The organism is Curtobacterium sp. VKM Ac-2861, from assembly GCF_013204965.1.
Lineage (GTDB): Bacteria > Actinomycetota > Actinomycetes > Actinomycetales > Microbacteriaceae > Curtobacterium.
This window is the reverse complement of record NZ_JABMLA010000003.1, coordinates 419,088-442,758: the sequence shown is the minus strand read 5'-3', so window position 1 is coordinate 442,758 and position 23,671 is coordinate 419,088. Positions and strand designations below refer to the sequence as shown.

At 70.6% G+C, this 23,671-nt stretch carries 20 protein-coding genes and 1 tRNA gene; 8 read left to right on the top strand and 13 right to left on the bottom strand.

What is annotated here, in order from left to right; all coding sequences use genetic code 11:
• The first annotated feature begins 281 nt into the window (after nucleotides 1-281).
• Nucleotides 282-2,234 (top strand): acetate--CoA ligase, encoded by a 1,953-nt coding sequence (gene acs, locus HQQ88_RS10135; protein ID WP_173169355.1) that lies wholly within the window; start codon nucleotides 282-284, stop codon nucleotides 2,232-2,234.
• Nucleotides 2,235-2,313: 79 nt separating this feature from the next.
• Here acs and HQQ88_RS10130 read toward each other — a convergent pair whose 3' ends face one another.
• Nucleotides 2,314-2,775, bottom strand: a complete 462-nt coding sequence (locus tag HQQ88_RS10130; RefSeq protein ID WP_123292150.1) for a RidA family protein — start codon at nucleotides 2,773-2,775, stop codon at nucleotides 2,314-2,316.
• The gene (locus HQQ88_RS10125; protein WP_017888699.1) at nucleotides 2,772-2,930 is read right to left on the bottom strand and encodes a DUF4177 domain-containing protein; all 159 of its coding nucleotides are present in this window, start codon (nucleotides 2,928-2,930) and stop codon (nucleotides 2,772-2,774) included. Before HQQ88_RS10125 ends, HQQ88_RS10130 begins: the two co-directional genes overlap by 4 nt.
• 50 nt (nucleotides 2,931-2,980) lie before the next feature.
• On the opposite strand from HQQ88_RS10125, the gene HQQ88_RS10120 reads away from it, so the two are divergent.
• The 7 genes from HQQ88_RS10120 to HQQ88_RS20145 all read left to right on the top strand — a co-directional run bounded on the left by HQQ88_RS10120 (nucleotide 2,981) and on the right by HQQ88_RS20145 (nucleotide 9,543).
• Complete coding sequence (locus tag HQQ88_RS10120; RefSeq protein WP_173169354.1) at nucleotides 2,981-5,542, top strand: transglycosylase domain-containing protein; 2,562 nt, start codon at nucleotides 2,981-2,983, stop codon at nucleotides 5,540-5,542.
• Nucleotides 5,539-6,495 carry a metallophosphoesterase gene (locus HQQ88_RS10115; RefSeq protein ID WP_173169353.1) on the top strand — a complete coding sequence of 319 codons (957 nt, stop codon included), beginning with the start codon at nucleotides 5,539-5,541 and terminating at the stop codon, nucleotides 6,493-6,495. The genes HQQ88_RS10120 and HQQ88_RS10115 overlap by 4 nt, the downstream gene beginning before the upstream one ends.
• Before the next feature lie 91 nt (nucleotides 6,496-6,586).
• Nucleotides 6,587-6,660 (top strand) — tRNA-Pro (locus HQQ88_RS10110).
• A 247-nt stretch (nucleotides 6,661-6,907) separates the two neighbouring features.
• Nucleotides 6,908-7,360, top strand: a complete 453-nt coding sequence (locus HQQ88_RS10105) for a hypothetical protein (RefSeq protein WP_173169352.1) — start codon at nucleotides 6,908-6,910, stop codon at nucleotides 7,358-7,360.
• A complete protein-coding gene (locus tag HQQ88_RS10100) occupies nucleotides 7,357-7,842 on the top strand; it encodes a hypothetical protein (RefSeq protein ID WP_173169351.1) in 486 nt (161 codons plus the stop codon). Before HQQ88_RS10105 ends, HQQ88_RS10100 begins: the two co-directional genes overlap by 4 nt.
• Nucleotides 7,843-7,900: 58 nt before the next feature.
• The gene (locus tag HQQ88_RS10095; protein ID WP_173169350.1) at nucleotides 7,901-8,929 is read left to right on the top strand and encodes an ATP-binding protein; all 1,029 of its coding nucleotides are present in this window, start codon (nucleotides 7,901-7,903) and stop codon (nucleotides 8,927-8,929) included.
• Entirely contained in the window at nucleotides 8,926-9,543 is a 618-nt protein-coding gene (locus HQQ88_RS20145) for a response regulator transcription factor (RefSeq protein WP_173169349.1), read from the top strand. Before HQQ88_RS10095 ends, HQQ88_RS20145 begins: the two co-directional genes overlap by 4 nt.
• A gap of 103 nt (nucleotides 9,544-9,646) precedes the next feature.
• Here the strand turns inward: HQQ88_RS20145 and HQQ88_RS10085 are convergent, their stop codons facing one another.
• The 11 genes from HQQ88_RS10085 to HQQ88_RS10035 all read right to left on the bottom strand — a co-directional run bounded on the left by HQQ88_RS10085 (nucleotide 9,647) and on the right by HQQ88_RS10035 (nucleotide 23,669).
• Nucleotides 9,647-10,708, bottom strand: a complete 1,062-nt coding sequence (locus HQQ88_RS10085; RefSeq protein ID WP_173169348.1) for an LLM class flavin-dependent oxidoreductase — start codon at nucleotides 10,706-10,708, stop codon at nucleotides 9,647-9,649.
• 375 nt (nucleotides 10,709-11,083) lie between these two features.
• Nucleotides 11,084-11,710 carry a thymidine kinase gene (locus tag HQQ88_RS10080; protein WP_123292145.1) on the bottom strand — a complete coding sequence of 209 codons (627 nt, stop codon included), beginning with the start codon at nucleotides 11,708-11,710 and terminating at the stop codon, nucleotides 11,084-11,086.
• Complete coding sequence (locus tag HQQ88_RS10075) at nucleotides 11,710-12,411, bottom strand: response regulator transcription factor (RefSeq protein WP_235035937.1); 702 nt, start codon at nucleotides 12,409-12,411, stop codon at nucleotides 11,710-11,712. Before HQQ88_RS10075 ends, HQQ88_RS10080 begins: the two co-directional genes overlap by 1 nt.
• Nucleotides 12,398-13,657: a hypothetical protein gene (locus HQQ88_RS10070; RefSeq protein ID WP_173169136.1), complete on the bottom strand. Its 1,260-nt coding sequence runs from the start codon at nucleotides 13,655-13,657 to the stop codon at nucleotides 12,398-12,400. Before HQQ88_RS10070 ends, HQQ88_RS10075 begins: the two co-directional genes overlap by 14 nt.
• Complete coding sequence (locus tag HQQ88_RS10065) at nucleotides 13,654-14,907, bottom strand: ATP-binding protein (RefSeq protein ID WP_173169347.1); 1,254 nt, start codon at nucleotides 14,905-14,907, stop codon at nucleotides 13,654-13,656. Before HQQ88_RS10065 ends, HQQ88_RS10070 begins: the two co-directional genes overlap by 4 nt.
• A gap of 153 nt (nucleotides 14,908-15,060) precedes the next feature.
• Entirely contained in the window at nucleotides 15,061-16,167 is a 1,107-nt protein-coding gene (locus HQQ88_RS10060) for an Rv2578c family radical SAM protein (protein ID WP_173169346.1), read from the bottom strand.
• A gap of 46 nt (nucleotides 16,168-16,213) precedes the next feature.
• Entirely contained in the window at nucleotides 16,214-17,701 is a 1,488-nt protein-coding gene (locus HQQ88_RS10055; RefSeq protein ID WP_111084228.1) for a malate:quinone oxidoreductase, read from the bottom strand.
• Nucleotides 17,702-17,816: 115 nt separating this feature from the next.
• Nucleotides 17,817-18,869, bottom strand: a complete 1,053-nt coding sequence (locus HQQ88_RS10050; protein WP_123292140.1) for an aspartate-semialdehyde dehydrogenase — start codon at nucleotides 18,867-18,869, stop codon at nucleotides 17,817-17,819.
• Nucleotides 18,870-18,901: 32 nt separating this feature from the next.
• The gene (locus HQQ88_RS10045) at nucleotides 18,902-20,167 is read right to left on the bottom strand and encodes an aspartate kinase (protein WP_173169345.1); all 1,266 of its coding nucleotides are present in this window, start codon (nucleotides 20,165-20,167) and stop codon (nucleotides 18,902-18,904) included.
• 116 nt (nucleotides 20,168-20,283) lie between these two features.
• A complete protein-coding gene (gene recR / locus HQQ88_RS10040) occupies nucleotides 20,284-20,883 on the bottom strand; it encodes a recombination mediator RecR (protein ID WP_111084231.1) in 600 nt (199 codons plus the stop codon).
• Entirely contained in the window at nucleotides 20,883-23,669 is a 2,787-nt protein-coding gene (locus HQQ88_RS10035) for a DNA polymerase III subunit gamma and tau (protein ID WP_173169344.1), read from the bottom strand. Before HQQ88_RS10035 ends, recR begins: the two co-directional genes overlap by 1 nt.
• Between the last annotated feature and the right edge of the window lie 2 nt (nucleotides 23,670-23,671).

The following is a 23,671-nucleotide window of genomic DNA, read 5'->3' as shown; positions in this document are numbered from 1 at the left end:
CAGGAACTACTGTACCCCACGATCCGCCCCTCGGGGCAACCCCCGACACGACCGCCGGGCGTGCCGCCGCGACCAGGACACACCGGTGTGCGCCGTCGCGGCCCCGCTGCCCCAGACCCGCGCCCGCCGCCGCGGCCCCGCTCCCCCGCACCCGGGCCGCCGCTCGTCACGGAACCGCACAGCACCCGGGCCCGCCGCTCGTCACGCAACCGCGCAGCGCACGGGCCGAGGGGTAGTCTCCGTGGCGCACCCTGAGGACGCAACGACGCGAAAGGACATCGATGTCCACTCCGACCCAGACCGACCACCGCGAGGACGACGGCGCCACCTTCCCGCCGACACCCGAGTTCGTCGCCGACGCCGTCGCGCACGAAGACCTGCACGAGGCCGCCGCCGCCGACCGCGAGGCCTTCTGGGCCGAGCAGTCCCGCAGCCTGCTCGACTGGCGGACCCCGTTCACGCAGACCCTCGACTGGTCCGGCGCCCCGTTCGCGAAGTGGTTCGCCGACGGCACGCTCAACGTGGCCGAGAACTGCCTCGACCGGCACGTCCGCGCGGGCAACGGCGATCGGGTGGCCATCCACTTCGAGGGCGCACCCGGCGACACCCGCCGGATCACCTACGCCGAACTCACCGCCGACGTGCAGCGCGCCGCGAACATGCTCACCGACCTCGGCGTCGGGCAGGGCGACCGCGTCGTCGTCTACCTACCGCTCATCCCCGAGGCCGTCGTGACGATGCTCGCCGTCGCCCGCATCGGCGCCGTGCACTCCGTGGTCTTCGGCGGGTTCAGCGCCGAGAGCCTCCGTGCTCGCATCGAGGACGCCGGCGCGAAGCTCGTCGTCACGGCAGACGGCGGCTGGCGCCGTGGCGCGGTGTCAGCGCTCAAGCCCGCGGTCGACGAGGCACTCGAGGGCGAGGGCACCGACAGCGTCGAGCACGTCCTGGTCGTCAAGCGCGGCGGCAACGAGATCGCCTGGAACGACCGCGACCTGTGGTGGCACGACGAGGTCGCGAAGGCCGCCCCGGCGCACACGCCAGAGGCCTTCCCCGCCGAGACCCCGCTGTTCATCCTGTACACCTCGGGCACGACCGGGAAGCCGAAGGGCATCGTGCACACCTCCGGCGGGTACCTGACCCAGGCCGCGTACACGCACAAGAACGTGTTCGACATGCACCCGGAGAAGGACGTCTACTGGTGCACCGCCGACATCGGCTGGATCACCGGGCACTCGTACGTCGTCTACGGCCCCCTGGCGAACGGCGTGACGCAGGTGCTCTACGAGGGCACGCCCGACGAGCCGAAGCCCGGCCGCTGGTGGGACATCGTCGACTCGTACGGCGTCACCGTCCTGTACACCGCGCCGACGGCGGTCCGTGCGGCGATGAAGGCCGGCCGCGAGATCCCCGAGGCCCGCAGTCTCGAGACCCTGCGCCTGCTCGGCAGCGTCGGCGAACCGATCAACCCCGAGGCGTGGAACTGGTACCGCCAGGTCATCGGCCACGACCGCACGCCCATCGTCGACACGTGGTGGCAGACCGAGACCGGCGCGATCATGATCTCCGCGCTGCCCGGTGTGACGAAGCTCAAGCCCGGCGCCGCGCAGACGCCGCTGCCCGGCATCGTCGCCGAGATCGTCGACGACGACGGCAACCGCGCCGACCCCGGCGAGAGCGGCTACCTCACCATCACCGAACCGTGGCCGTCGATGGCGCGCGGCATCTGGGGCGACCCGGACCGCTTCGTCGAGACCTACTGGTCGCGGTTCCCCGGCCGGTACTTCGCCGGCGACGGGGCGCGGCTCGACGGTCAGGGCGACATCTGGATCCAGGGCCGCGTCGACGACGTCATGAACGTGTCGGGCCACCGCTTGTCGACGGCCGAGATCGAGTCAGCCCTGGTCGGGCACGAGGGCGTCGCCGAGGCGGCCGTCGTCGGAGCCGCCGACGAGACCACCGGACAGGCGGTCGTCGCGTACGTCATCCTGACCGCCGAGGCCGCCGCCGACGTCGACCGCGAATCAGCATCGACCGAACTCCGCAACTGGGTGGGCAAGCGCATCGGTGCGATCGCGAAGCCCCGCCAGGTGGTCATCGTCCCCGAACTGCCCAAGACGCGCTCCGGCAAGATCATGCGGCGCCTGCTCCGCGACGCGGCCGAGGGCCGCCGCATCGGCGACACGACGACGCTGGCCGACCCGACGATCATGGCGACCATCGCGGAACTCATGTAGTCCGTGTCACGCAGGTGGGGCCTCCAGTCCGTGTCGGACGGGAGGCCCCACCTGCGTTCGCTTCACTGCTGACGGTCCGTCAGGACGTCAGTTCCACCACCAGCTCGACCTCCACAGGAGCGTCCAGCGGCAGCACCGCCACGCCCACCGCGCTGCGCGCGTGGACGCCGGCGTCACCGAAGACCTCGCCGACCAGGGTGGAGGCGCCGTTCGCGACCCCGGGCTGGCCTGTGAAGGACGGCTCCGACGCGACGAACACGGTGACCTTGACGACCCGGGCGACGCGGTCGAGCGAGCCGGCGACCGACTCGACGGCGGCCAGGGCGTTGAGCGCGGCCACGCGGGCCTGCGCGGTGGCGGTCTCGGCGTCGACCGACGCCCCGACCTTGCCGGTGACGGGCAGTGCGCCGTCGACGAACGGCAGCTGGCCGGCCGTGTAGACGTACTGGCCGGTGACGACCGCAGGGACGTAGGCGGCGACGGGTGCTGCGACCGGCGGGAGCGTCAGCCCCAACTCGGTCAGGCGGTCCGCGACGCTCATGCGTCGGCCTTCGGACGCTTGAGGTACGCGACGAGCCCACCCTCGGGGCCGGTGACGATCTGGACCAGCTCCCAGCCCTCGTCCCCGTAGTTGTTGAGGATGGCGGTGGTGTTGTGGATCATCAGGGGCGTGGTGAAGTACTCCCAGCGAGTCATGCGGTTCCTTGCCAGCCTTTCAGTCGTGGGTGTCGTTTAGGCTGCATCCTATGTCTGCCCAGAAGACGTCTGCCTCGCGGACCAAGCCCGTCTCAGCAGTCGGCGCCTTCATCGGATTCGTCGGGTTCAGTGCCCTCGCCGGCCTGCTCGTCACGATCGGGGTCACCCCGGCCATCGCGGTCGCCGGTGTCACGACGACGTCGACGATCGGTGTGTTCGAGTCGCTGCCGGAGTACATCGAGATCGGTGACCTGCCGCAGCGCAACGAGCTGTACGCGTACTCGGGCGGCAAGTCGGTGCACTTCGCGACGCTGTACGACCAGAACCGGCAGGAACTGAAGTTCGACCAGATCAGCGACCAGCTGAAGAACGCCGCCATCGACGGCGAGGACAAGCGCTTCTACAGCCACGGCGGCGTCGACATGACCTCGCTCATCCGCGCCGGCGTGGGCAGCATCGCCGGTGGACTCGGCGACTCGGGTGGTGGGTCGACGTTGACCATGCAGCTCGTCCGCAACATCAAGATGAACGAAGCGCTGAACCTCCCCACGAAGAAGGAGCAGCAGAAGGCCTACAACGAGGCCGTCGAGCAGACCATCCCCCGCAAGCTCGAGGAGATGAAGCTCGCGATCGGGCTGGCGAAGAAGTACTCCAAGAAGGAGATCCTCACCGCCTACCTGAACATCGCCTACTTCGGTGACCAGACCTACGGCGTGCAGGCCGCCGCGCAGCACTACTACAACAAGAGCGCGACGAACCTGACCCCGGCCGAGGCTGCCTCGCTGATGGCCATCGTGCAGTACCCCGAGGCGCGCAACCTGTCGACGCCGAAGAAGTACGACGCCAACGTCGCTCGACGCAACGTCATCCTGCGCTCGATGTACGACCAGAAGAACCTGACCGAAGCCGAGTACCGCACGGCCCGCCTGTCGAAGCCGGCGGACTACGTGCACCTGACGCAGCCGTCGCAGGGCTGCCGGGCCTCGGTCGGCGACGGCTCGCAGTTCTTCTGCGACTACGCCAAGAAGGTCGTGCTCGAGATGTCGCAGCTCGGCTCGTCGCAGAAGGCACGCGACACCGCGTGGCGGAACGGCGGCTACAAGATCCAGACGACGCTGAACATCGACCTGAACGCCGAGCAGAAGCAGCTCCTCAACACCTACGACAACAAGGCCGAGACGAACCTGGCCCTGGGCGCGACGCTCAACTCGATCGAGGCCGGCTCCGGCCGCATCGTGACGATGGCGCAGAACAAGGACTTCGACGAGTCGCTGAAGTCGGCACCCACGTCCACGTCTCTGAACTACAGCGTCGACTACAAGTACGGCAACTCCGGGGGCTTCCAGACCGGCTCGACCTACAAGCTCTTCACGCTGCTGGATTGGATCAAGACGGGCCACGGGCTCAATGAGACCGTCAGCGGTGCTGAACGTGTGGTCACGCCGTGGACCATCTGCGGTCAGACCGACTACACGAAGTTCGACGTCTCGAACGACGCTCCGGGCGAGGGCGGTAACTGGAGCGTGCTCGGGGCCACCGCTGGCTCGATCAACGGCGCGTTCGCATCGATGGCCCAGAAGCTCGACCTCTGCGACATCCGCGACATCGCGCAGTCGCTCGGCGTGCACCGTGCTGACGGCGGCGAGCTGCAGTACCAGAACCCGTCCGCGATCCTCGGCACCAACGAGATCGCCCCGATGACGATGGCCGCCGCCTACGCCGCGGTCGCGAACAACGGCATCTACTGCAAGCCGATCGCGATCGACCAGATCACCTCGCCGTCTGGCAAGCAGCTCGGCGGCCAGACGAAGGACTGCCAGCAGGCTGTCGACCCCGCCTTCGCACAGGCAGCGATCTACGCCATGAAGGGCACGATCACCAGCGGTACCGCGCGCGGTGCTCAGACGCCGGACGGCACCCAGATGTTCGCTAAGACGGGCACGACCGACGAGGCTGACCAGATCTGGCTCGTGGGGGCGAGCTCACGCGTCGCCACCGCCTACTGGCAGGGCAACACCGACGGCAAGAAGAACAACCTCCGGCACTACAGCAACGGCGTGGGCGGGACGTACGCCGGCTCGCGTGCCGACGTCTGGCGTCAGGCGATGACCGCGGTCAACGCCACCTACCCCGCCGGTGCCTTCACGGACCCGCAGCCGACGGCGATCCGTGGCAACGCCAAGGCGCTGCCGAACCTGCAGGGGAAGACCGCTGACGAAGCCCGCGCAGCGATCTCCGGCGCCGGCTTCAACTACGTCGACGGTGGCACCCGCCCCGGCACCGGCAACCCCGGTTCGGTGTCGTCGACCTCGCCGTCCGCCGGTGCACTCCTGTCCTCCGGCTCGAGCGTGACGGTCTACACCTCGGACGGGTCGCAGGCCAACGTGCCCGAGATCGGCGGAGACTCGCTCGGTGATGCCCGCTCGGCACTGAACGACGCCGGCTTCGGCAACGTCAGCGTGTCGGACGACTTCGCCAAGGGCGGCGGCAACAAGACCTGCAAGGTCGCGGCCGTCGACCCGGCGATCAGTTCGGCAGCGGACAAGAACGCCGGTGTGACGATCCAGCTCTACGGCGACAAGAACGGCAAGGCGCCCAAGGACTGCAAGTGACCCGCGGTCGCGCCGCGCTCGGGGTCCTCGCAGCCGGCGCGGCCGTCGGTGCTGCCTCGTTCGCCTGGGGCTCGCTCGTCGAGCGTCGACGCTTCGGCATCCGGTGGGAGACCGTCCCGGTCCTCCCGCCGGGGTCCCGTGACGTCACCGTTCTGCACCTGTCCGACATCCACATGGCCCCGTGGCAGGCCGACAAGCAGCAGTGGCTGCGCGACCTGTCCCTGGTCGAGCCGGACTTCGTCGTCAACACCGGCGACAACCTCGGGCACCCCACGGCGAACGCAGCCGTGGAGTACGCACTGGAGCCGTTCCGGGGTGTTCCCGGCGCGTTCGCGTACGGGTCGAACGACTTCTTCGGACCGTCGCCGCGCAACCCGCTGAAGTACTTCTCCGGCCCGAGCCGCATGCACAGCGAGGCGAAGCCCGTCGAGCTCGACATCGACCGGCAGACGGCGTTCTTCGAGTCCCTCGGGTGGCTCGACCTGAACGACCACGCCCGCGCCATCGAGCTCCGCGGCTCCCGGTTCGAGCTGTTCGGCACCTCGGACGCGCACCGCGACTGGGACCGGCTCGACCTGCTCCCCACGAACGTCGACGAGATGCGCGGCGAGGTGCCCTGGTCCGAGGACGAGGACGGCCCGGCTCCCGTCGCGATCGGTGTCACGCACGCGCCCTACCGCCGGGTGCTCGACGCCTTCGTCACCCAGGGTGCGGACATCATCTTCGCCGGGCACACCCACGGCGGCCAGGTCCAGGTGCCCGGGGTCGGTGCGCTCGTCACGAACAGCGACCTGCCCCGCCGGTACGTCAGCGGGCTGCACAAGTGGGAGCACCGGAACCAATGGTCCTGGCTCGAGGTCTCGGCCGGTCTCGGCACCTCGATCTACGCGCCGGTGCGGTTCTCGTGCCGCCCCGAAGCGGTCGTCGTCACCCTCACTGCCCGCACCTCCTGACGACTCGCCCGGGAGTTCGCCGGATGGTCGTGAGCACCCCCGATCATCGGATAGTATTGTCGGGTTGCTCCGGTACGGAGTGATCACACCGCGGGGTGTGGCGCAGCTTGGTAGCGCGCCTCGTTCGGGACGAGGAGGTCGCAGGTTCAAATCCTGTCACCCCGACACTGTGTTGAGACAGTACGAAGAAGGCCCTGGTTCTCCGGAACCGGGGCCTTCTGCTTCTTTACGGTCGGGCGCTCGGCACTACACCTCCCGACACACGACGTGGCCGCCGCTCCCCCCGGCCGCGACGACACGGATAGCCTCGACAGCGATGTCACGCGCCGACCGGTCCCGAGCTGACGACCGACGATGGGTCTGCATTTCGAAGGTGCTCGCGCGGACGGCTGCAGCAGTCCTCCTTCCCGTCGTGACCCTCGCCATCGTGTACCTGCTGATCGCCGCACTCACGACACGGACGGAATCGGCCGACCGCACTCTCGACCTCGGCGGGTACCTCGGGTTCGCAGCCGCCACGGTCGTGATCTGCGGGCTCGTCGGTGCGACCGGGAGGGCGCTCTCCCGGTCCGCGAGCGCCGTCCACTTCGGGCTCATCGTGGGATGGCTGATCCTCGGGGCCTCGTTGTTCCTGCTCGTAGTCCTGTCATTCGTTCCCGCAGCACCACCGTGGGTCAGCTGGAGGTCGTTCCGGTCGTTCATCAGCCTGCTCGGCACCCCGCTCGTCTACGCCATCGCCATGACGACCTACACGGTCGGGTTCGCTGTCCGTGATCCGCGACACCGCTGGCTGACCGTCGTCGCGCTCGCGGTCCTGCCCGGGCTGATGATCACGTTGTATGGCTTCTTCGACCCGATGTCGTGACGACCGGACCACGGGCCGCCGTCCTCGCGTTCCTCACCGCACTCGTGCTGAGTGCGGTGAGCGCGCACAGCGCTGCGCAGTTCATCGCGCATTCTTCGGCCCGGACAGGACTGCAGCCGCACCTGTTCCTGCCGGTGGTCCTCTGCGCGGTCCTGTCACTGTTTTACGGACTGGCGATGACCAGGCGGACGATGGCCGATCAGCGACGATGGGCCACGGTCGGGTCGCTCTGCGCGGTCATCCCGATCGCCGCGCTGTTCGGCTTCCTGACGCTCCTCGCGGTGCTCGGAACGGCGACGGACCCGCACCCGGCGGGTTCGGTCGTGTCCGCGAGCAGCCCCGCCATCGCGGCTGCGACGGTGCTCGTGTACACGACAGCTTTCGGCCGGCGGATGCCGCGTTGGGCGCGCTACAGTGGTCTCGTCGTGGTCTCCGCTGTGCCGGTCATCCTCGCAATCGCCAGGGTGCTGCTGGTGCCCTGATGAGCGAGCAGGACGCTGCTCACTGACGAGTCAGACGCTGCGGTAGCCTGAGCGCGTCATGCAGTATCCGAGCGCTCACCTCGCAGCGATAGCCGAGCAGATCCAAGCACGATTCCCCGAGCTCGCCGACGAACCGGTCCTGACGCAGAACCTCGTCGACAACGTGACGTCGATGATCGCCGAGGCACACGCGCGCTACGCCGCCGGTGCCGAGGACAGTGTGGTGAGCGGCGCGTACCTCGATCCGGACCACCTGGCAACCGGGTCTCTGCACGCCGAGCAGTCCCAGCACCCCGCCGGCGCGATGCTCGCCGCGGAGATGCTCTTCGACGCCTACCTGCCGCTCTTCGTGGACGAGGTCGGCGCGGAGTCCACCGCCGAGGTCCTGCGTGCCACCAGGGCCCTGCACGCGGGCATCTGGAGCCGGTTCCCCGCCGGGGCCGTCGCCTACACGGAAGCGCTGCGCCAGCGCGTCACGACGGCGCACCTGGACTCCCGCACGCAGATCGCCCGTGACCTGCACGACCGCGTGGCGCACGGCATCCTCGCCGGGCTCCAGCGGCTCGACCTCGTGCTGCTGACCGATCCCCCGGCCGGCGAACGGGCCGACCAGCTCGACGACGCCGCACGGCTGCTGCGCGGAGCACTCGGCGACGTGCAGGACCTCGCGGTGAGCCTGCACGCCCGCGTCGGCGACGCCCTGCTCGACGATGCGCTCGCCCGGCACGCCAGGGACCTGTTCTCCGATGACGACCGCTTGTCGTTCAGCACCACGGGTACGCCCGAGCACCTGCCGAACTGGCAGGCGGAGGAAGCGCTGACGATCCTCCTCGAGGCGCTCACGAACCGGCGGAAGCACGCACCGCACTCCAGCGCCGGGGTGCACTTCGCGTGGACCTCGGCATGCCTCGTCGTGACGGTCTCCGACGACGGTCCGGGCTTCGACCCCGATGCCGACGCCGACGGACGCCTCGGGCAGCAGACCATGCGCGAGCGGGCCGCGGTCATCGGCGCGCGACTCGACGTCGAGAGCACCCCAGGCACCGGCACCACCGTCCGCCTGACGATCCCGAGGGGCACGCTGTGACCGTCACGCACGTCGCCATCGTCGACGACCACCAGCTGTTCCGCGAAGGACTGGCGACGATCCTCGCCGCCGTGCCCACGATCCGCGTGGTCGCACACGGCGAGCGTCCGTCCGACGTTCTCGACTCCCCCGAAGCCGCCGCCATCGACGTCCTGCTCCTCGACGTCGAGCTCGACGGTCCGCCGGCACGCACCACGATCGCCACGGTGCGCCGCACCCGTCCGGACGTCCGCGTGGTGGTGCTCACGATGCACCGCGATGCCGTCCTGCGTCGGACACTGCTCGACGCCGGTGCGGTCGACTTCGTGACGAAGGACACCCCGAGCCGCGAGCTTGTCGACCGCATCGCCCGGGCCGTGCACGCCGATGCCGCGCCGGTGACGTTCCCGGTCGACCTGGTCACCGAGGCCCGCGCGGGATCACCGCTCAGCGACCGCGAGCTCGAGGTCCTGCGGCTCCTCGCGGCTGCGCGCACCAACGCCGAGATCGCGGCGGACCTGCAGCTCGCGATCGGCACGGTCAAGCGGCACGTCTACAACGTGTTCCGCAAGCTCGACGTCGGTTCGCGAGTCGGCGCCGTGGCTGCGGCGACGCGCCTCGGCCTGCTCACCTGAGGCTCCGCTCCACTTGGTGAGCAGAAATGGTCGGGTGCCTGACGGCGACCCGACCATTTCTGCTCACCAAGCGAACGAACGGAAGAGCGAACGAACGAGCGAGCTAGACCGACGCCGACGCCGGCGCCGACGCCGACGCGCCAGCGCGCACGAGCCGCCCGGACGCGTGCAGCCCGGCCACCACGTCGAGCGCCTGGTGCCGGTACCGCGCCTGCGCAGCACCCGGAGCGACGATCACGCCGTTCGCCCCGGTGGACGCCACGAGCGCGTTGATCTTGTCCGCCACCTGGTCGGCGGTGCCGTACGCCTGGCGCTCGGTACGCGCGGCGATGAACCGACGCTCGAGGTCGTTGAACTCGTACGCGCGGGCCTCGTCCATCGAGACCGGCTCGGGCTTCGCGCCCTGCCGCATCCGGATGAACGAGATCATCCCGGGAGCGCTCTGCTCGTCGACGACGGCCGGGTCCTCGTCGGTGACGACTTGCACACCGATGAGCGCGTTCGGCGTCTGGCGGAACCGGGAGGGCCGGAACGAGTCGCGGTACAACGCGAGCGCCGCCTCGGTGTTGTCCGACGCGAAGTGGTGGGCGAAGGCGAACGAGACGCCGAGCGCCCCGGCCACCTGCGCGCTGTACCCGGAGGAACCGAGCAACCAGAACTCCGGCACGTCGCCGTACCCCGGCACCGCACGGATACCCGACAGCGGGTTGTCCGAGGACATCCCGGTGAAGAACCCGATCAGGTCGGCGAGGCGGTCCGGGAAGTCGTCGACGTCGAGCCGGTCGGTGCGGCGCAGCGCCATCGCGGTCGCCCCGTCGGTGCCCGGCGCACGGCCGAGCCCGAGGTCGACGCGGTCGCCGTACAGCGCTCGGAGCGTGCCGAACTGCTCGGCGATGACGAGGGGTGCGTGGTTCGGCAGCATGACGCCGCCGGAGCCGATGCGGATGGTCGAGGTGGCCGCGCCGACGGCGCTCAGCAGCACCGCGGGGGCCGACGAGGTGATGCCGGGCATGCCGTGGTGCTCGGCGACCCAGAACCGCTCGTAGCCGAGCTTCTCGGCGTGGACCGCCATGTCGATCGAGCCCTGCAGGGCTTCGGTGTTGGACTGGCCGTACTCGCGCGTCGCCAGGTCCAGGACGGACAGGTGCAGGGTGTCGTCGCTCATGTGGTCACCAACGCACGCCGCGGCGCACGCATTCCACGACGAGACCGCCTCCTCCACCGGTCAGGACACGCCGTCGTCCGCCGGCCGACCGGTCACCAGGCGTCGCCCGGACGTCGCACAAGCGACGGTTCGCGACCGAACGGCGGACGCATGCGGCGCGCCGTGGACGTCAGGCGCGACGGCCGGGAGGCCCGTGGCGGGGCTGCACCGCGCCTCCAGGCCGTCTGCGGTCGCGTCTCGAGCGCCGAGCGGTCACGACCTGACGCGCGCACCTCGCGGACTGGTCGCGTCCGGTCGCCCGACGGGCGGATCGGCGACGCGACGTGTCCGCTCGGCGAACGCGAGCGGTGTGTGACGATCTGCCGGCAGCGCGGGTCAGGCGCCGTCGAGCCGGCCGCCGGACTCCGTCAGGTAGCAGTTGGCGCAGAGCGACTCGTAGGCGACGTCGACGCCGTCGATGGCGACCTGCGAGCCGTCGAACACGAACCGGCCGTCGACGGTGCGGGCGTTGAAGACGGCCTTGCGACCGCAGCGGCAGATCGTCTTGAGCTCTTCGAGCGAGTGCGCGACCTCGAGCAGGCGGGCGCTGCCCGGGAACGCCTCGGTGCGGAAGTCGGTGCGGATGCCGTAGGTGATCACCGGGATCTCGTCGAGGACCGCGATGCGCAGCAGGTCGTCGACCTGCTGCGGAGTGAGGAACTGCGCCTCGTCGACCAGGACGCAGCTGACCGCGCGGACCATGCCGTCGAGGCGGTCGGACTCGGGGTCGACGGCGCCGGCCGCAGCGACCGCGGACCGGACGTCGGCGTCGGGAGCGAAGACCAGGTCGACGGTGCGGGTCACGCCGAGGCGGGACACGATCTCACGGTCGCCCTTGGTGTCCACCGCGGGCTTCGCGAGCAGGACCCGGTGCCCGCGCTCCTCGTAGTTGTAGGCAGCCTGCAGGAGCCCCGTGCTCTTGCCGCTGTTCATCGCGCCGTAGCGGAAGTAGAGCTTCGCCACTACGCGAGGAACCCGTCCTCGGCGGCCCGCCGGATCAGGTCGGACTTCTTCGAGGCGGGACGGCCGACCTTGCTGTACTTCTCGCGGACCCGGCGCAGGTAGGTCTTCGCGGTCTCGTACTGCACGTTCATCTGCGCGGCGACCTCGTTGGTCGAGTAGCCGGACACGTACAGCCGGAGCGCTTCTTCCTCGCCGTGACTGAGCTTCGGACGCTGGTGCGCAGCCGCCCCGGTGGGCAGCGGACGCCACTCGCGCGGCTGCGGGGTCTCGCGGGCGACGCCCATGATCTCGCGGGCGACGTCCATGACCTCGCGCATCGGCAGGGACTTCGACAGGAACGCCGCGGCGCCTGCTGCCAGGGCACGGTCGCGGGACTCGCGGCTGTCGACGCTGGAGAGCACGATGACCTTCGCGCCGGCGGCACGGCAGGTGCGGACACGGGCCTCGATCGAGACGGGTTCCTTGAGCTGGAAGTCGAGGAACACCAGGTCGGTCGGGAAGCTGTCGCTGTGGACCATCTCGAGCCAGGTGTGCGCGGTCAGGGCCAGGTCGAAGTCGAACGCGTTCACCGCGATCCAGCTCGACAGGCTGTCGAGCAGCACCTCGTGGTCGTCGAGGATGGCCAACCGCACACGTCGTGCCCCCGGGTTCGGGAGGGACGGGGACCCCTCCGAGAGCCTGTTCGGGTCAGTGCTGGTCATAGGAGAACCTTAGTGCGAGGGCGGACGGACGAACCGCGACGTCGAGGTCGGGGAACGTCACACGGAGGACGGCGAAGTAGGGGTCGAAGGTGCGGTGGATCCCGATGTCGGAGTCGGCCACGGCGAGGTCGAGTGCGAGCAGCACGCGGGCGTCGCGGGCCGGGTCGGTGCGGGCCGGGTCGGCGGGGGCCGGGTCGGTGCGGGCCGGGTCGGTGCGGGCCGGGTCGGTGCGTGCTGCATCGCCGCGGGTGGCCGCGTCGTCCTGCCCGTCCTCGCGTCGGAGCGTTGCCCGGAACCCGGCCGGGTCGACGGTCGAGGCACGGAACGCGGCCCGCAGGAACGTCCGCACCACGGAGCGCTGGTCGGCGTCGAGCATCGCGGCGAGCCCGTCCGGGTCGTCGACGACCGGGGCGTCCCCGCCCTCGACCCGCACGGCCTGCTCGAACCAGGTGCGGTCCGCGTCGGCGACCATCGCCCGGCGGATGCCGTCGGCGATCAGTCGTGCCCGCTCGCGGTCGGCATCGGTGATGACCTCGCGCGTGCGCAGCTCGGCGAAGAACGGTGCGACGTCGCGGGCGAGGATCGTCGACCGGTCCTGCTGCACGCTCGCCGCGATGCCGTCCCGCTCCGCACGCTCCACCGAGTAGGAACCAGCCCGGATCTGCACCCGCTCGGCCAGACCCGCGAACGTCCACGCGAAGACGGCCGACGCAGCGGTCAGCACCAGGGTCGGTGCCGCCGCCAGGAAGGCCGCGACGGCGACGGGGATCTCGTGCGGGAACGTCGCTGCACCGACGCCCCAGGTCGCGGCGTTGACGACGGCGAGCAGGGCGCCGCCGATGGTCAGGTCCGTCCAGGGCCGGTACGGCGCGACCATCACGATGCCGGTCGCCGTGATGAGCGACATGAAGTCGTTCAGCGCGCTGCGGTCGGGTCCCCACTGCGCGGCGACGCTCGTCACCGACGCCAGGCCGAGCAGCCCGACGTGCGCAATGAAGGCCCACCGCGGGAACGGTGCTCGGAATGGACTCGAGGCGGTGAACACGACCGCTGCCGACGCCGCGACCAGGATGACGGTGAGTGCGCTGAGGGTGGGGCTGCCCACGACGTCACGGTCGAACACGGACACCAGGAGCGCCCAGACGATGCTGGCGGCGCCGAGCCCGATCGCGAGCGGACGCGACCCCATCGCGCCGAGCGGGTCGTACTGCTGCGCGGTCCGACGGGCCTCGGTCGTGGCGCTCACCGGTCGGCTCCCTGCACGCCGCCGACCTCGTCGGGGACCACGGTGCCGGCGTGGTCGGTGGCCACGGCGTCCGTCGTGGCGGTGACCGGTCCGAACGGCACCGTCATCATCACGCTCGTGCCCGAACCGGGCGACGACCAGATCTGGACGTCGCCGCCCACCCGACCGATGCGGTCGCGGACCGAGCCACGCAGGCCCATCCGGTCGGAGCCAGTGGAGTCCTCGTCGAAGCCACGACCGTCGTCGACCACCATCACGGTGCACGACGCGCCGTCGTCGAAGACGCTGACCTCGGCCGCGTCGACGCCGGCGTGCTTGCGGACGTTGGCGAGACACTGGCCCACGGCGCGGACGAGCGCGGTGACGGCCCGCTGGTCGAGCCGGTCGAGTGCGGACGGGTTGCCGGACACCGTGACGTCGAGACCGGTCGCACGGTGCTGGTCCACCATGACGGCGAACGCGTCGACCGCTGCACCGGGTCGCTGTGGAGCGGCCGGTGCCAGCCACCCCTTGCCGGTCAGGACGGCGACGTCGGCCTCGATGGTCCGCGCCAGGTGCGGGTCCATCGGGCCGTCGGGAGCCAGGGAGATCGCGTTGAGGTGGTTCAGGACGGTGTCGTGCAGGATCGCAGCCGCCTCGGCCTCGACCCCGGCACGGTACGCGGAGACGTGCTCTTCACGCGCCGACCGCAGCAACTCCGGTTGCACCCGCTCCGACCGACCGGTGCTCCGATTCGTGAACAGCACCAGCACGACCACGAACCCGAGCGTCACCCAGGCGAGCACGAGCGGACGCGGTGGGCCGTCGGCCTGGACGACCGCGATCCACGTCGCCGCCCGTCCGGTCAGGAACCCGAGGAAGGACCACAGGACGACGCGGCTCGGCACCGCGCCGGCACCGCCGACCAGGATGAGCGGGATGACCGCCAGCGACAGCAGGTACGAGGTGACCCAGCCCAACGGGACCTGCTGCTGCACGACCATCGCGAACCACCACGCACAGACGCCGCCGACGACCAGGAACGCGACCGCGGAGCGCCAGGTGCCGAACTGCACGTGCACGCCGATCATGCCGAGCATCGGGACGAGCGCCAGGACCGCACTGATCACCTGCACGTCGGGCTCGGACAGCCGGTACAGCAGCAGCGCGATCGCCGCCGCCACCAGCGATCCGATCGCACCGGCGTGGAACGCCCGCACCGTCGACCACGCGTTCACTCGCGGAGCGAGGTGCGTGGGGATGCCGAGCACGAGATGGGTCCTTCCGGGTGGCGGGAATGCCGCCCACGATCAAACACCTCGGTGCTGACCGTGTACCCCGAAACAGCGTCCGTTCGGCGACCCGGTCGATGATACCGGCCCCCACGGCGCACCGATGTCCCCCGAACGCGCACACCTCGGTGCTCAGAACAACGTCTGCGTCGCGACCGGTCGGAGCAGGCGGCGGTCGAAGCCCGGATCTGCGCGCTTGAGCGGCGAAGTCGTCGGGATCGACTGTTCCTGCGGCACCGTCGAGGGGTCCGAGAAGCCCATCGACCCCGTCGCCGGGTCCACGCGCCCGAGGCCGACGCCGTGCGCCGCCAGGATCGGTCGGATGCGCTCCGACAGCCACCGGCGGTAGTCCTTCGGCGCGAAGGTGTTGTCGAGGTACATCGCCCGGTAGCGCGCCACCAGGTCGGGCCGTTCGCGTCCGAGCCACTCGAACCACCACGGCTTCACGCCCGGCCGCAGGTGCAGCGCGGAGTACATGACGCTCGTGGCACCGGCCGCCGCCGCCCGACCGACGGCGTCGTCGAGGTGTGCACGGGTGTCGGTGATGTACGGCAGCACGGGCATGAGGAACACCGCGCAGTCGAGCCCGGCGTCGCGGATCGCCCGCACGGTGGCGAGCCGCGCAGCCGTCGTGGGCGTGCCGGGCTCCACCGACTGCTGCAGGTCGTCGTCGTACACGGCGATCGACATCGCGAGGTCGACCGGCACCACCTTCGCCGCCTCGGCCAGGAGCGGCAGGTCGCGCCGGAGCAGCGTGCCCTTCGTCAGGATGCTGAACGGTGTGCGGCTGTCCGCCAACGCCTGGATCACCCCGGGCATCAGTCGGTACCGGCCCTCGGCACGCTGGTACGGGTCGGTGTTCGTGCCGAGCGCGATCGGGTGGCGGTCCCACGTGGGCTTGCCGAGCTCACGCCGCAGGACGTCGGCCACGTTCGTCTTCACGACGATCTGCTGGTCGAAGTCGGCTCCGCCGTCGAACTCGAGGTAGGTGTGCGTCGGCCGCGCGAAGCAGTACACGCACGCGTGACTGCACCCCCGGTACGGGTTGATGGTCCAGCCGTAGGTGCCGGAACCGTCGGTGCTCGGCACTCGGTTCAGCGCGCTCTTCGCCAGCACCTCGTGGAACGTGACACCCGCGAACTCGGGCGTCGTCACACTCCGGACGAACCCGCTGTTCGACTCCATGCCCGGCAGTGCGTCGCTCTGCTCGGCATCGATCGCCTGTCCACTCCACCGCATGACGCCATTCGAACACATGTTCGAACGGGCCGCAAGCCGGAGCTGGTCAGTGGTGCAGGCCGAGCACCTTCGCCGTGCGCTCGAGGGTGGCGTCGGCCAAGGCGGCGTCGTCACCGAGGTCCTGCCCGTAGGTCGGGACCATCTCGTGGACCGCGTCCTGCCAGCCGTCCCAACGGTCAGGGAAGCACTTCCGGAGCAGGCCGAGCATGATCGGCACGGCGGTCGACGCCCCCGGCGAGGCCCCGAGGAGCCCGGCGATCGAACCGTCGGCGGCCGTGATGACCTCGGTGCCGAACTGCAGCACCCCGCCCTTGTCCTTGTCCGGCTTGATGACCTGCACCCGCTGGCCCGCGATGATCTTGTGCCAGTTCTCGGGCTCGGCGCTCGGCATGAAGTCGCGCAGCGCGTCGAACTTGGTCTGCTTCGAGGCGAGCAGCTGGCCGATCAGGTAGCGCACCAGGTCGAAGTTCGAGAACGCGACGCTCAGCATCGGGCGCAGGTTGTGCGGTCGGATCGACTTGAACAGGTCGAGCATCGACCCCTGCTTCAGGAACTTCGGGCTGAACCCGGCGTACGGCCCGAACATCAGCGATGCGTTGCCGTCGACGATGCGGGTGTCCAGGTGCGGCACCGACATCGGCGGCGCCCCCACGCTGGCCTTGCCGTAGACCTTGGCTGCGTGCTTCTGCACGACCTCGGGATCGTCGGTGCGCAGGAACTCGCCGGAGACCGGGAAGCCGCCGTACCCGCGGATCTCCGGGATGCCGGACTTCTGGAGCAGCTGCAGGGCCCCACCACCGGCACCGACGAAGACGAACTTCGCGGCGATCTTCTGCGTCGACCGACCGACCTCGTTCAGGACGTCGAGCGCCCAGCCGTCGAAGTCCTTGCCCCGCGAGATGTTCTTGACCTGGTGGTTCGGTTCGAACTCGAGCCCGTCGAGTTCGAGCTGGTCGAACAACTGCCGGGTGAGCGACCCGAAGTCGACGTCGGAGCCCGCCGCCGAGTAGGTCGCCGCGATCGGCTGGTCCTTCTTGCGACCGGGGATGAGCGCGGGCGCCCACTTGCGGATCTGAGCGGGGTCGTCGGAGAACTCGATCCCGGCGAACAGCGGGTGCCCCCGCATCGCCTCGTACCGCTTGCGCATGTACTCGACGTTGTCCGCGCCCCAGACGAAGGAGATGTGCGGGGTCGGGTTGATGAAGTTGGACGGGTCGGGCAGCGTACCGATCTCGACCAGGTGCGACCAGAACTGCCGCGAGACCTGGAACTGCTCGTTGACCGTGACGGCCTTCGCGATCTCGACGCGACCGTCGGCGAGCTCGGGCGTGTAGTTCAGCTCGCAGAGCGCGGAGTGCCCGGTGCCGGCGTTGTTCCACGGGTTCGAGGACTCCTGCGCGACGGCGCCGAGACGCTCGTACACGCGGATCTTCCACGAAGGCTCGAGCCGGTGGATGATCGCGCCGAGGGTGGCGCTCATGATGCCTCCCCCGACGAGGACGACATCGATCGGGTCCACCTGCTTCACTGCCACCCGTCGATCCTACCGGCGTCGACCGACAGGCCGGTCAGCCGCGCGCGGTGACCGAGTCGCTGCGCGCGGCCGCGCCGCTCCGCGGCGACTCTGCCGCTCCGCGGCGACGGTACGGCTACGCGGCGACGGTACGACGCGCGACGATCGCCTCGGCGATCTGCACCGCGTTGAGCGCTGCACCCTTCCGCAGGTTGTCGTTGCTGACGAACAGTGCGAGCCCACGCCCCTCGGGCGCGGACTGGTCGGCACGGATGCGCCCGACGAACGCGGGGTCCTGACCGGCGGCCTGCAGCGGCGTCGGAACGTCCGACAGCTCCACGCCCGGTGCGCTCGACAGGATCTCGGTCGCACGCTCGGGCGACAGCGGACGCTCGAACTCGGCGTGCACCGAGATGGAGTGGCCCGTGAAGACCGGCACACGCACGCACGTGCCGGCGACGAGCAGGTCGGGGAGCTCGAGGATCTTGCGGCTCTCGTTGCGGAGCTTCTTCTCTTCGTCGGTCTCCCCCAGGCCGTCCTCGACGATGCTGCCGGCGAGCGGCACGACGTCGAAGGCGATCGGGCGGACGTACTTGACCGGCTCGGGGAACGTCACGGCGGAACCGTCGTGGGTGAGCGCTGCGGTGTCCTGCTCGAGGGCGGCACGCGCCTGGCCGAGGAGTTCCTCGACGCCGGCGAGCCCGGAGCCGGAGACGGCCTGGTAGGTCGTGGCGACCAGACGGCGGAGCCCGGCCTCGGTGTCCAACACCTTGAGTACCGGCATGATCGCCATGGTGGTGCAGTTGGGGTTCGCGATGATCCCCTTGGGGGCCTGGTCGATCGCGTGCGGGTTGACCTCGCTCACGACGAGCGGGACCTCGGGGTCCATGCGCCAGGCGCTCGAGTTGTCGACGACGAGCGCCCCGGCTGCGGCGAACTTCGGCGCGAGGGCCCGCGAGGCGGTGGCACCGGCCGAGAACAGGGCGATGTCGATGCCCGACGGGTCGGCCAGCTCGGAGTCCTCGACCACGATCTGCTCGCCGCGGAACGGCAGGGTCGTGCCGGCGGACCGGGCGCTCGCGAAGAACCGGACCTGGTCGGCCGGGAACGCGCGCTCTTCGAGCAGACGACGCATCACGGCGCCGACCTGTCCGGTGGCGCCGACGACGGCGACGGTGAGGGTGCTCATGCGGTGCTCCTGGTTCAGCGGGTCAGCGTGGGTCAGCGGCCGGTGCCGGCGTGGACGACGGCTTCGGCCTCGGCGTCGAGGTCGAACGCGTTGTGCACGACCCGCATCGCCTCGTTGAGGGTGTCGGCGCGGGTGACGACCGAGATCCGGATCTCCGAGGTGGAGATCATCTCGATGTTGATCGACGCGTCGTGCAGCGCGCGGAAGAGCTTCGCCGAGACGCCGGCGTTCGTGCGCATGCCGGCACCGACCAGGGCGAGCTTGCCGATCTGGTCGTCGTACTGGATGCTCTCGTAGCCGATGTCGGACTTCGCGACCTCGAGCGCCGTGAGCACGGTCTGGCCCTGGTCCTTCGGCAGGGTGAACGAGATGTCCGTCCGCCCGGTCGACGCCGCCGACACGTTCTGGACGATCATGTCGATGTTCGCCCCGGCGCGTGCGACGTTGGTGAAGATCTCGGCGGCCTTGCCCGGCTGGTCCGGGACGCCCACGACGGTGATCTTCCCCTCGGAGAGGTCTCCGGCGATCCCGGTGATGATCGGTTCTTCCACGATTTCCCCCTCGGCAGGGTTGTAGACGATGGTGCCCTCGGTGTTGTTGAACGAGGACCGGACGTGCAGGGTGACGCCGTGCCGGCGGGCGTACTCGACGGCACGGATGTAGAGGACCTTGGCGCCGGACGCCGCGAGCTCGAGCATCTCCTCGCTCGTGATGCGGTCGACCTTGCGGGCCTTCGGCACGACACGAGGGTCGGCGGTGAAGATGCCGTCGACGTCGGTGTAGATCTCGCAGACGTCGGCGTCGAGCGCGGCGGCGAGCGCGACGGCCGTCGTGTCCGAGCCGCCACGGCCGAGCGTGGTGATCTCGCCCGTCGTGCGGTTGAACCCCTGGAACCCCGCGACGATGGCGACGTGGCCGGAGTCGAGCGCCTCGCGCACGCGCTTCGGGGTGACGTCGACGATGCGCGCCTTGCCGTGCTGCGCGTCCGTGAGCATGCCCGCCTGGCTGCCGGTGTACGACGAGGCTTCGACCCCGAGGCTCTTGATCGCCATCGCGAGCAGCGCCATCGAGATGCGCTCCCCCGCGGTCAGGAGCATGTCGAGTTCACGGCCCGCGGGGATCGGGGTGACCGAGTGCGCCAGGTCGACGAGTTCGTCGGTGGTGTCGCCCATCGCCGACACCGCCACGACGACGTCGTTGCCGGCCTTCTTCGTCTCGACGATCCGTTTCGCCACGCGCTTGATGCTCTCGGCGTCCGCGACGGAGGATCCACCGAACTTCTGCACGATCAAGGCCACTGGCTGGTACTCCCGGAGACGGCGACACCGCGAGGTCACGCGGTCTCACAATGGTAGTAGGTGTTTCGAGGATGTTGCGTGCGAGCCGCCCCACACGCAACGATCCTGCGTGGAGCTCAGCCGCCGACGACGCGACGGCCCTCGAACGCGCGGCCGAGCGTGACCTCGTCGGCGTACTCGAGGTCGCCGCCGACCGGCAGGCCCGAGGCCAGCCGGGTCGTCCGGATGCCCATCGGGACGAGCAACCGGCTCAGGTAGGTCGCCGTCGCCTCGCCCTCGAGGTTGGGGTCGGTCGCGATGATGACCTCTTCGACCGTGCCGTCGGCCAGGCGCGTCATGAGCTGCTGGATCCGCAGGTCGTCCGGGCCGATGCCGTCGATCGGGCTGATCGCGCCACCGAGCACGTGGTAGAGCCCGCGGAACTCACGGGTGCGCTCGATCGCTGCGACGTCCTTCGCCTCTTCCACCACGCAGATCGTGGCCGGCGACCGGCGCGGGTCACGGCAGATGCTGCACTGGACGTTCTCGGTGACGTTGCCGCAGATCTCGCAGAAGCGCACGCGCTCCTTGACGTCCGCCAGCAGCTCGGACAGCCGCGACGGGTCGAACGACTCGGTCTGCAGGATGTGGAACGCGATGCGCTGCGCCGACTTCGGGCCGATTCCCGGCAGGCGACCGAACTCGTCGATGAGGTCCTGGACGATCCCGTCGTACATCAGGCACCGTCCTGGTGGAGAGCGGTCTCCTCGATGAACTGGGCATTGAGGATCTCACGCACGACGGCCTCGCCGTAACGACCGGCGACCGGCGCACGACGTGCCGGTGGTGCGGTCCGCGGCGCGGCCGGCGGAGCCGTGTGTGCGCGCGGGGCGGTCGGCGCCTGCGCGGGCGCTGCGGCGGATCGGCCGTGACCGGGGTCCGGGAACGGCGCGCCGTCGTCGTACGGTTCGTCGTCCAGCGGGTAGTCGTCGACGGGCACGCCCGGTACGACGGGTCCTCCGGGAGGCGCGGCGACCGTCGACGACGCCGCCTGCGGTCCGACGTCGGTCGGCTGCGCCCCCTGCGGCGCGGTGGCACCGGCGGGTTGCGCTGGCGCCTCGGACCGGGGCTGCTGCGGGTCGACGGACTCCGCCGGGGCGACGGGCGCGGCGGCCGGAGCGGTGCCGAAGGGTGCCGCCCAGCCGGGTTCGACGGACTCGGGCACGGCGTCGGCGGTGGGGTCGCTCGTGGGGATCGTCGCGACCGCCCAGTCGGTGACGGGTGCGCCGGACGGTGCGGGCGCCTGCGCGGGAGCGGGTGTCTGCGTCGGAGCGGGTGCCGACCCAGCAACGGGAGCCGGCGCCTGCTCGGCAGCCGGCGCCTGCTCGGGAGTGGGTGCCGACGCCGGAGTGGGTGCCTGCGCCGGACGGGGCTCCGGCTCGGTGGCGGCGGGACCGGACTCCGGCGTGGACGCCGCGGGTTCGGGTGCCGCCGTCGTGTCGGGCGCTGCGGAAGCGGCGGCCTCAGCAGGGGCGGCCGAACCGTCCCCGGTGGTTGCAGCAGCCTCGGAGGCCGGGGCCGACGCCGGAGCGGCGGACTGCGGCGCCGACGACGCCTGCGGCTGCGGCTGCGCGGCGGGCTGGCTCGCCCGCGCCGGACGGCCGGCCGGCGCGGACGGCTGCTGCGTGGGAGCCGGGGTGCGCTGCTGACCAGGGCCTCCGGGACCGCGGGCGACGAACTTCACGCGGAGCCCGATGACGTCCATGATCGCGGCGCGGAGCAGTTCGCTGACGCTGGCCGAGGGGTCGGACATCTCCTTGAACGAGGCGACGTCCTGCTGGCTCGGGAAGGTCAGGGTCAGCACGTCGTCGCGCAGCGCGGTCACCTGTGCGGTGACGACCACCGACCACGCCGACCGCTTGGCGTGCTGCACGTGCTCGACGATCTGCGGCCAGGCGTCGCGCATCTGCTGGAAGCCCACGGCGCCGACGGTCCGGACCGCCGGCTCGTCACCGATCGTCGTGCCCTGGCCCGTGGACGAAGCACTGACTTGTTCGGTGGTCGGAGCAGCGGGCTCGGGAGCGCTCGGGACGGCTGCAGCCCAGGAGGCTGCGGCGTCACGTGCCGCACTGCCGGCGTCGGACTGCGCCGCCGGAGCCGCGTTCGCCGACGCCGCGGCGGGAGCCTGCTGCGCGGCGGGCTCCTGCTGCGCCGCCGGCGCCTGCTGGACGGCGGGCTCCTGCCGACGCGGTGCCGCAGTCGACGACGGGGCCGGAGCGGGCGCCGTGCTGGTGGCGGCCGGCTGTGCGGACCCCTGCGCTGCGACCGCGCCGGACGGTGCCTGGTGGCCGCCGGCGTCCCCGACGCCGACGCGGCGCTCGAGCCGCTCGACCCGGGCGAGGGCACCGCGCTGGGTGTCGTCGGCCTCGGGCACGAGCATGCGGGCCGTCATGAGCTCGAGGTGCAGCCGGGGCGAGGTCGCTCCGGTCATGTCGGTCAGCGCCTTGTTCGCGATGTCCGCGCCACGGGACAGCCCGGTGGCACCGAAGACACCGGCCTGCCGGGTCATGGTGTCGAGCTCGTCCGGCGAGACACCGCGCAGGACCGCCGCGGCGCTCTCGTTCGTCGCCGCGACGACGATCAGGTCGCGCAGTCGCTCGAGCAGGTCCTCGACGAACCGACGCGGGTCCTGACCGGTCTGCACGACCCGGTCGATCGCAGCGAAGGCGGAGGCCGGGTCGGCCACGGCGAGGGCGTCCACGACGTCGTCGAGCAGCGCGGCATCGGTGTAGCCGAGCAGGGCGACCGCGCGCTCGTAGGCGATCGCGCCGTCTTCGCTGCCGGCGATGAGCTGGTCGAGCAGGGACAAGGTGTCGCGGACGGACCCGCCGCCGGCGCGCACGACCAGGGGCAGGACGCCGGGTGCGACCGTGACCGATTCCTGCGTGCAGAGCTGCTCGATGTACTCGAGCATGACGGCGGGCGGCACGAGCCGGAACGGGTAGTGGTGGGTGCGCGACCGGATGGTGCCGATGACCTTCTCCGGCTCGGTCGTCGCGAAGATGAACTTGACGTGCTCCGGCGGTTCTTCGACCAGCTTGAGCAGCGCGTTGAACCCCTGCGGGGTGACCATGTGCGCTTCGTCGAGGATGAAGATCTTGTAGCGGTCGCGCGCGGGGGCGAACACGGCGCGGTCGCGGAGGTCGCGCGCGTCGTCGACACCGTTGTGGCTCGCGGCGTCGATCTCGATGACGTCGAGCGAACCGCTGCCGTCACGGGCGAGCTCGACACAGCTCGGGCAGACGCCGCACGGGGTGTCGGTCGGCCCCTCGGCGCAGTTGAGGCACCGCGCCAGGATGCGGGCCGAGGTCGTCTTGCCGCAGCCGCGCGGACCGCTGAACAGGTAGGCGTGGTTGACGCGGTTGGTGCGGAGCGCCGTGCGGAGCGGGTCGGTGACCTGCGACTGCCCGATCAGCTCGGCGAAGTTCTCGGGCCGGTAACGGCGATACAGGGCGGTGACCACGC

Bases quoted from the DNA above. Each gene is read 5' to 3' on its own strand.
- HQQ88_RS10085 (WP_173169348.1), bottom strand. From the start codon at position 10,708: ATGAGCGACGACACCCTGCACCTGTCCGTCCTGGACCTGGCGACGCGC.
- HQQ88_RS10120 (WP_173169354.1), top strand. From the start codon at position 2,981: ATGTCTGCCCAGAAGACGTCTGCCTCGCGGACCAAGCCCGTCTCAGCA.
- HQQ88_RS10095 (WP_173169350.1), top strand. From the start codon at position 7,901: ATGCAGTATCCGAGCGCTCACCTCGCAGCGATAGCCGAGCAGATCCAA.
- recR (WP_111084231.1), bottom strand. From the start codon at position 20,883: ATGTACGACGGGATCGTCCAGGACCTCATCGACGAGTTCGGTCGCCTG.
- acs (WP_173169355.1), top strand. From the start codon at position 282: ATGTCCACTCCGACCCAGACCGACCACCGCGAGGACGACGGCGCCACC.
- HQQ88_RS10075 (WP_235035937.1), bottom strand. From the start codon at position 12,411: ATGACCAGCACTGACCCGAACAGGCTCTCGGAGGGGTCCCCGTCCCTC.
- HQQ88_RS10060 (WP_173169346.1), bottom strand. From the start codon at position 16,167: ATGCGGTGGAGTGGACAGGCGATCGATGCCGAGCAGAGCGACGCACTG.
- HQQ88_RS10125 (WP_017888699.1), bottom strand. From the start codon at position 2,930: ATGACTCGCTGGGAGTACTTCACCACGCCCCTGATGATCCACAACACC.
- HQQ88_RS10130 (WP_123292150.1), bottom strand. From the start codon at position 2,775: ATGAGCGTCGCGGACCGCCTGACCGAGTTGGGGCTGACGCTCCCGCCG.
- HQQ88_RS10050 (WP_123292140.1), bottom strand. From the start codon at position 18,869: ATGAGCACCCTCACCGTCGCCGTCGTCGGCGCCACCGGACAGGTCGGC.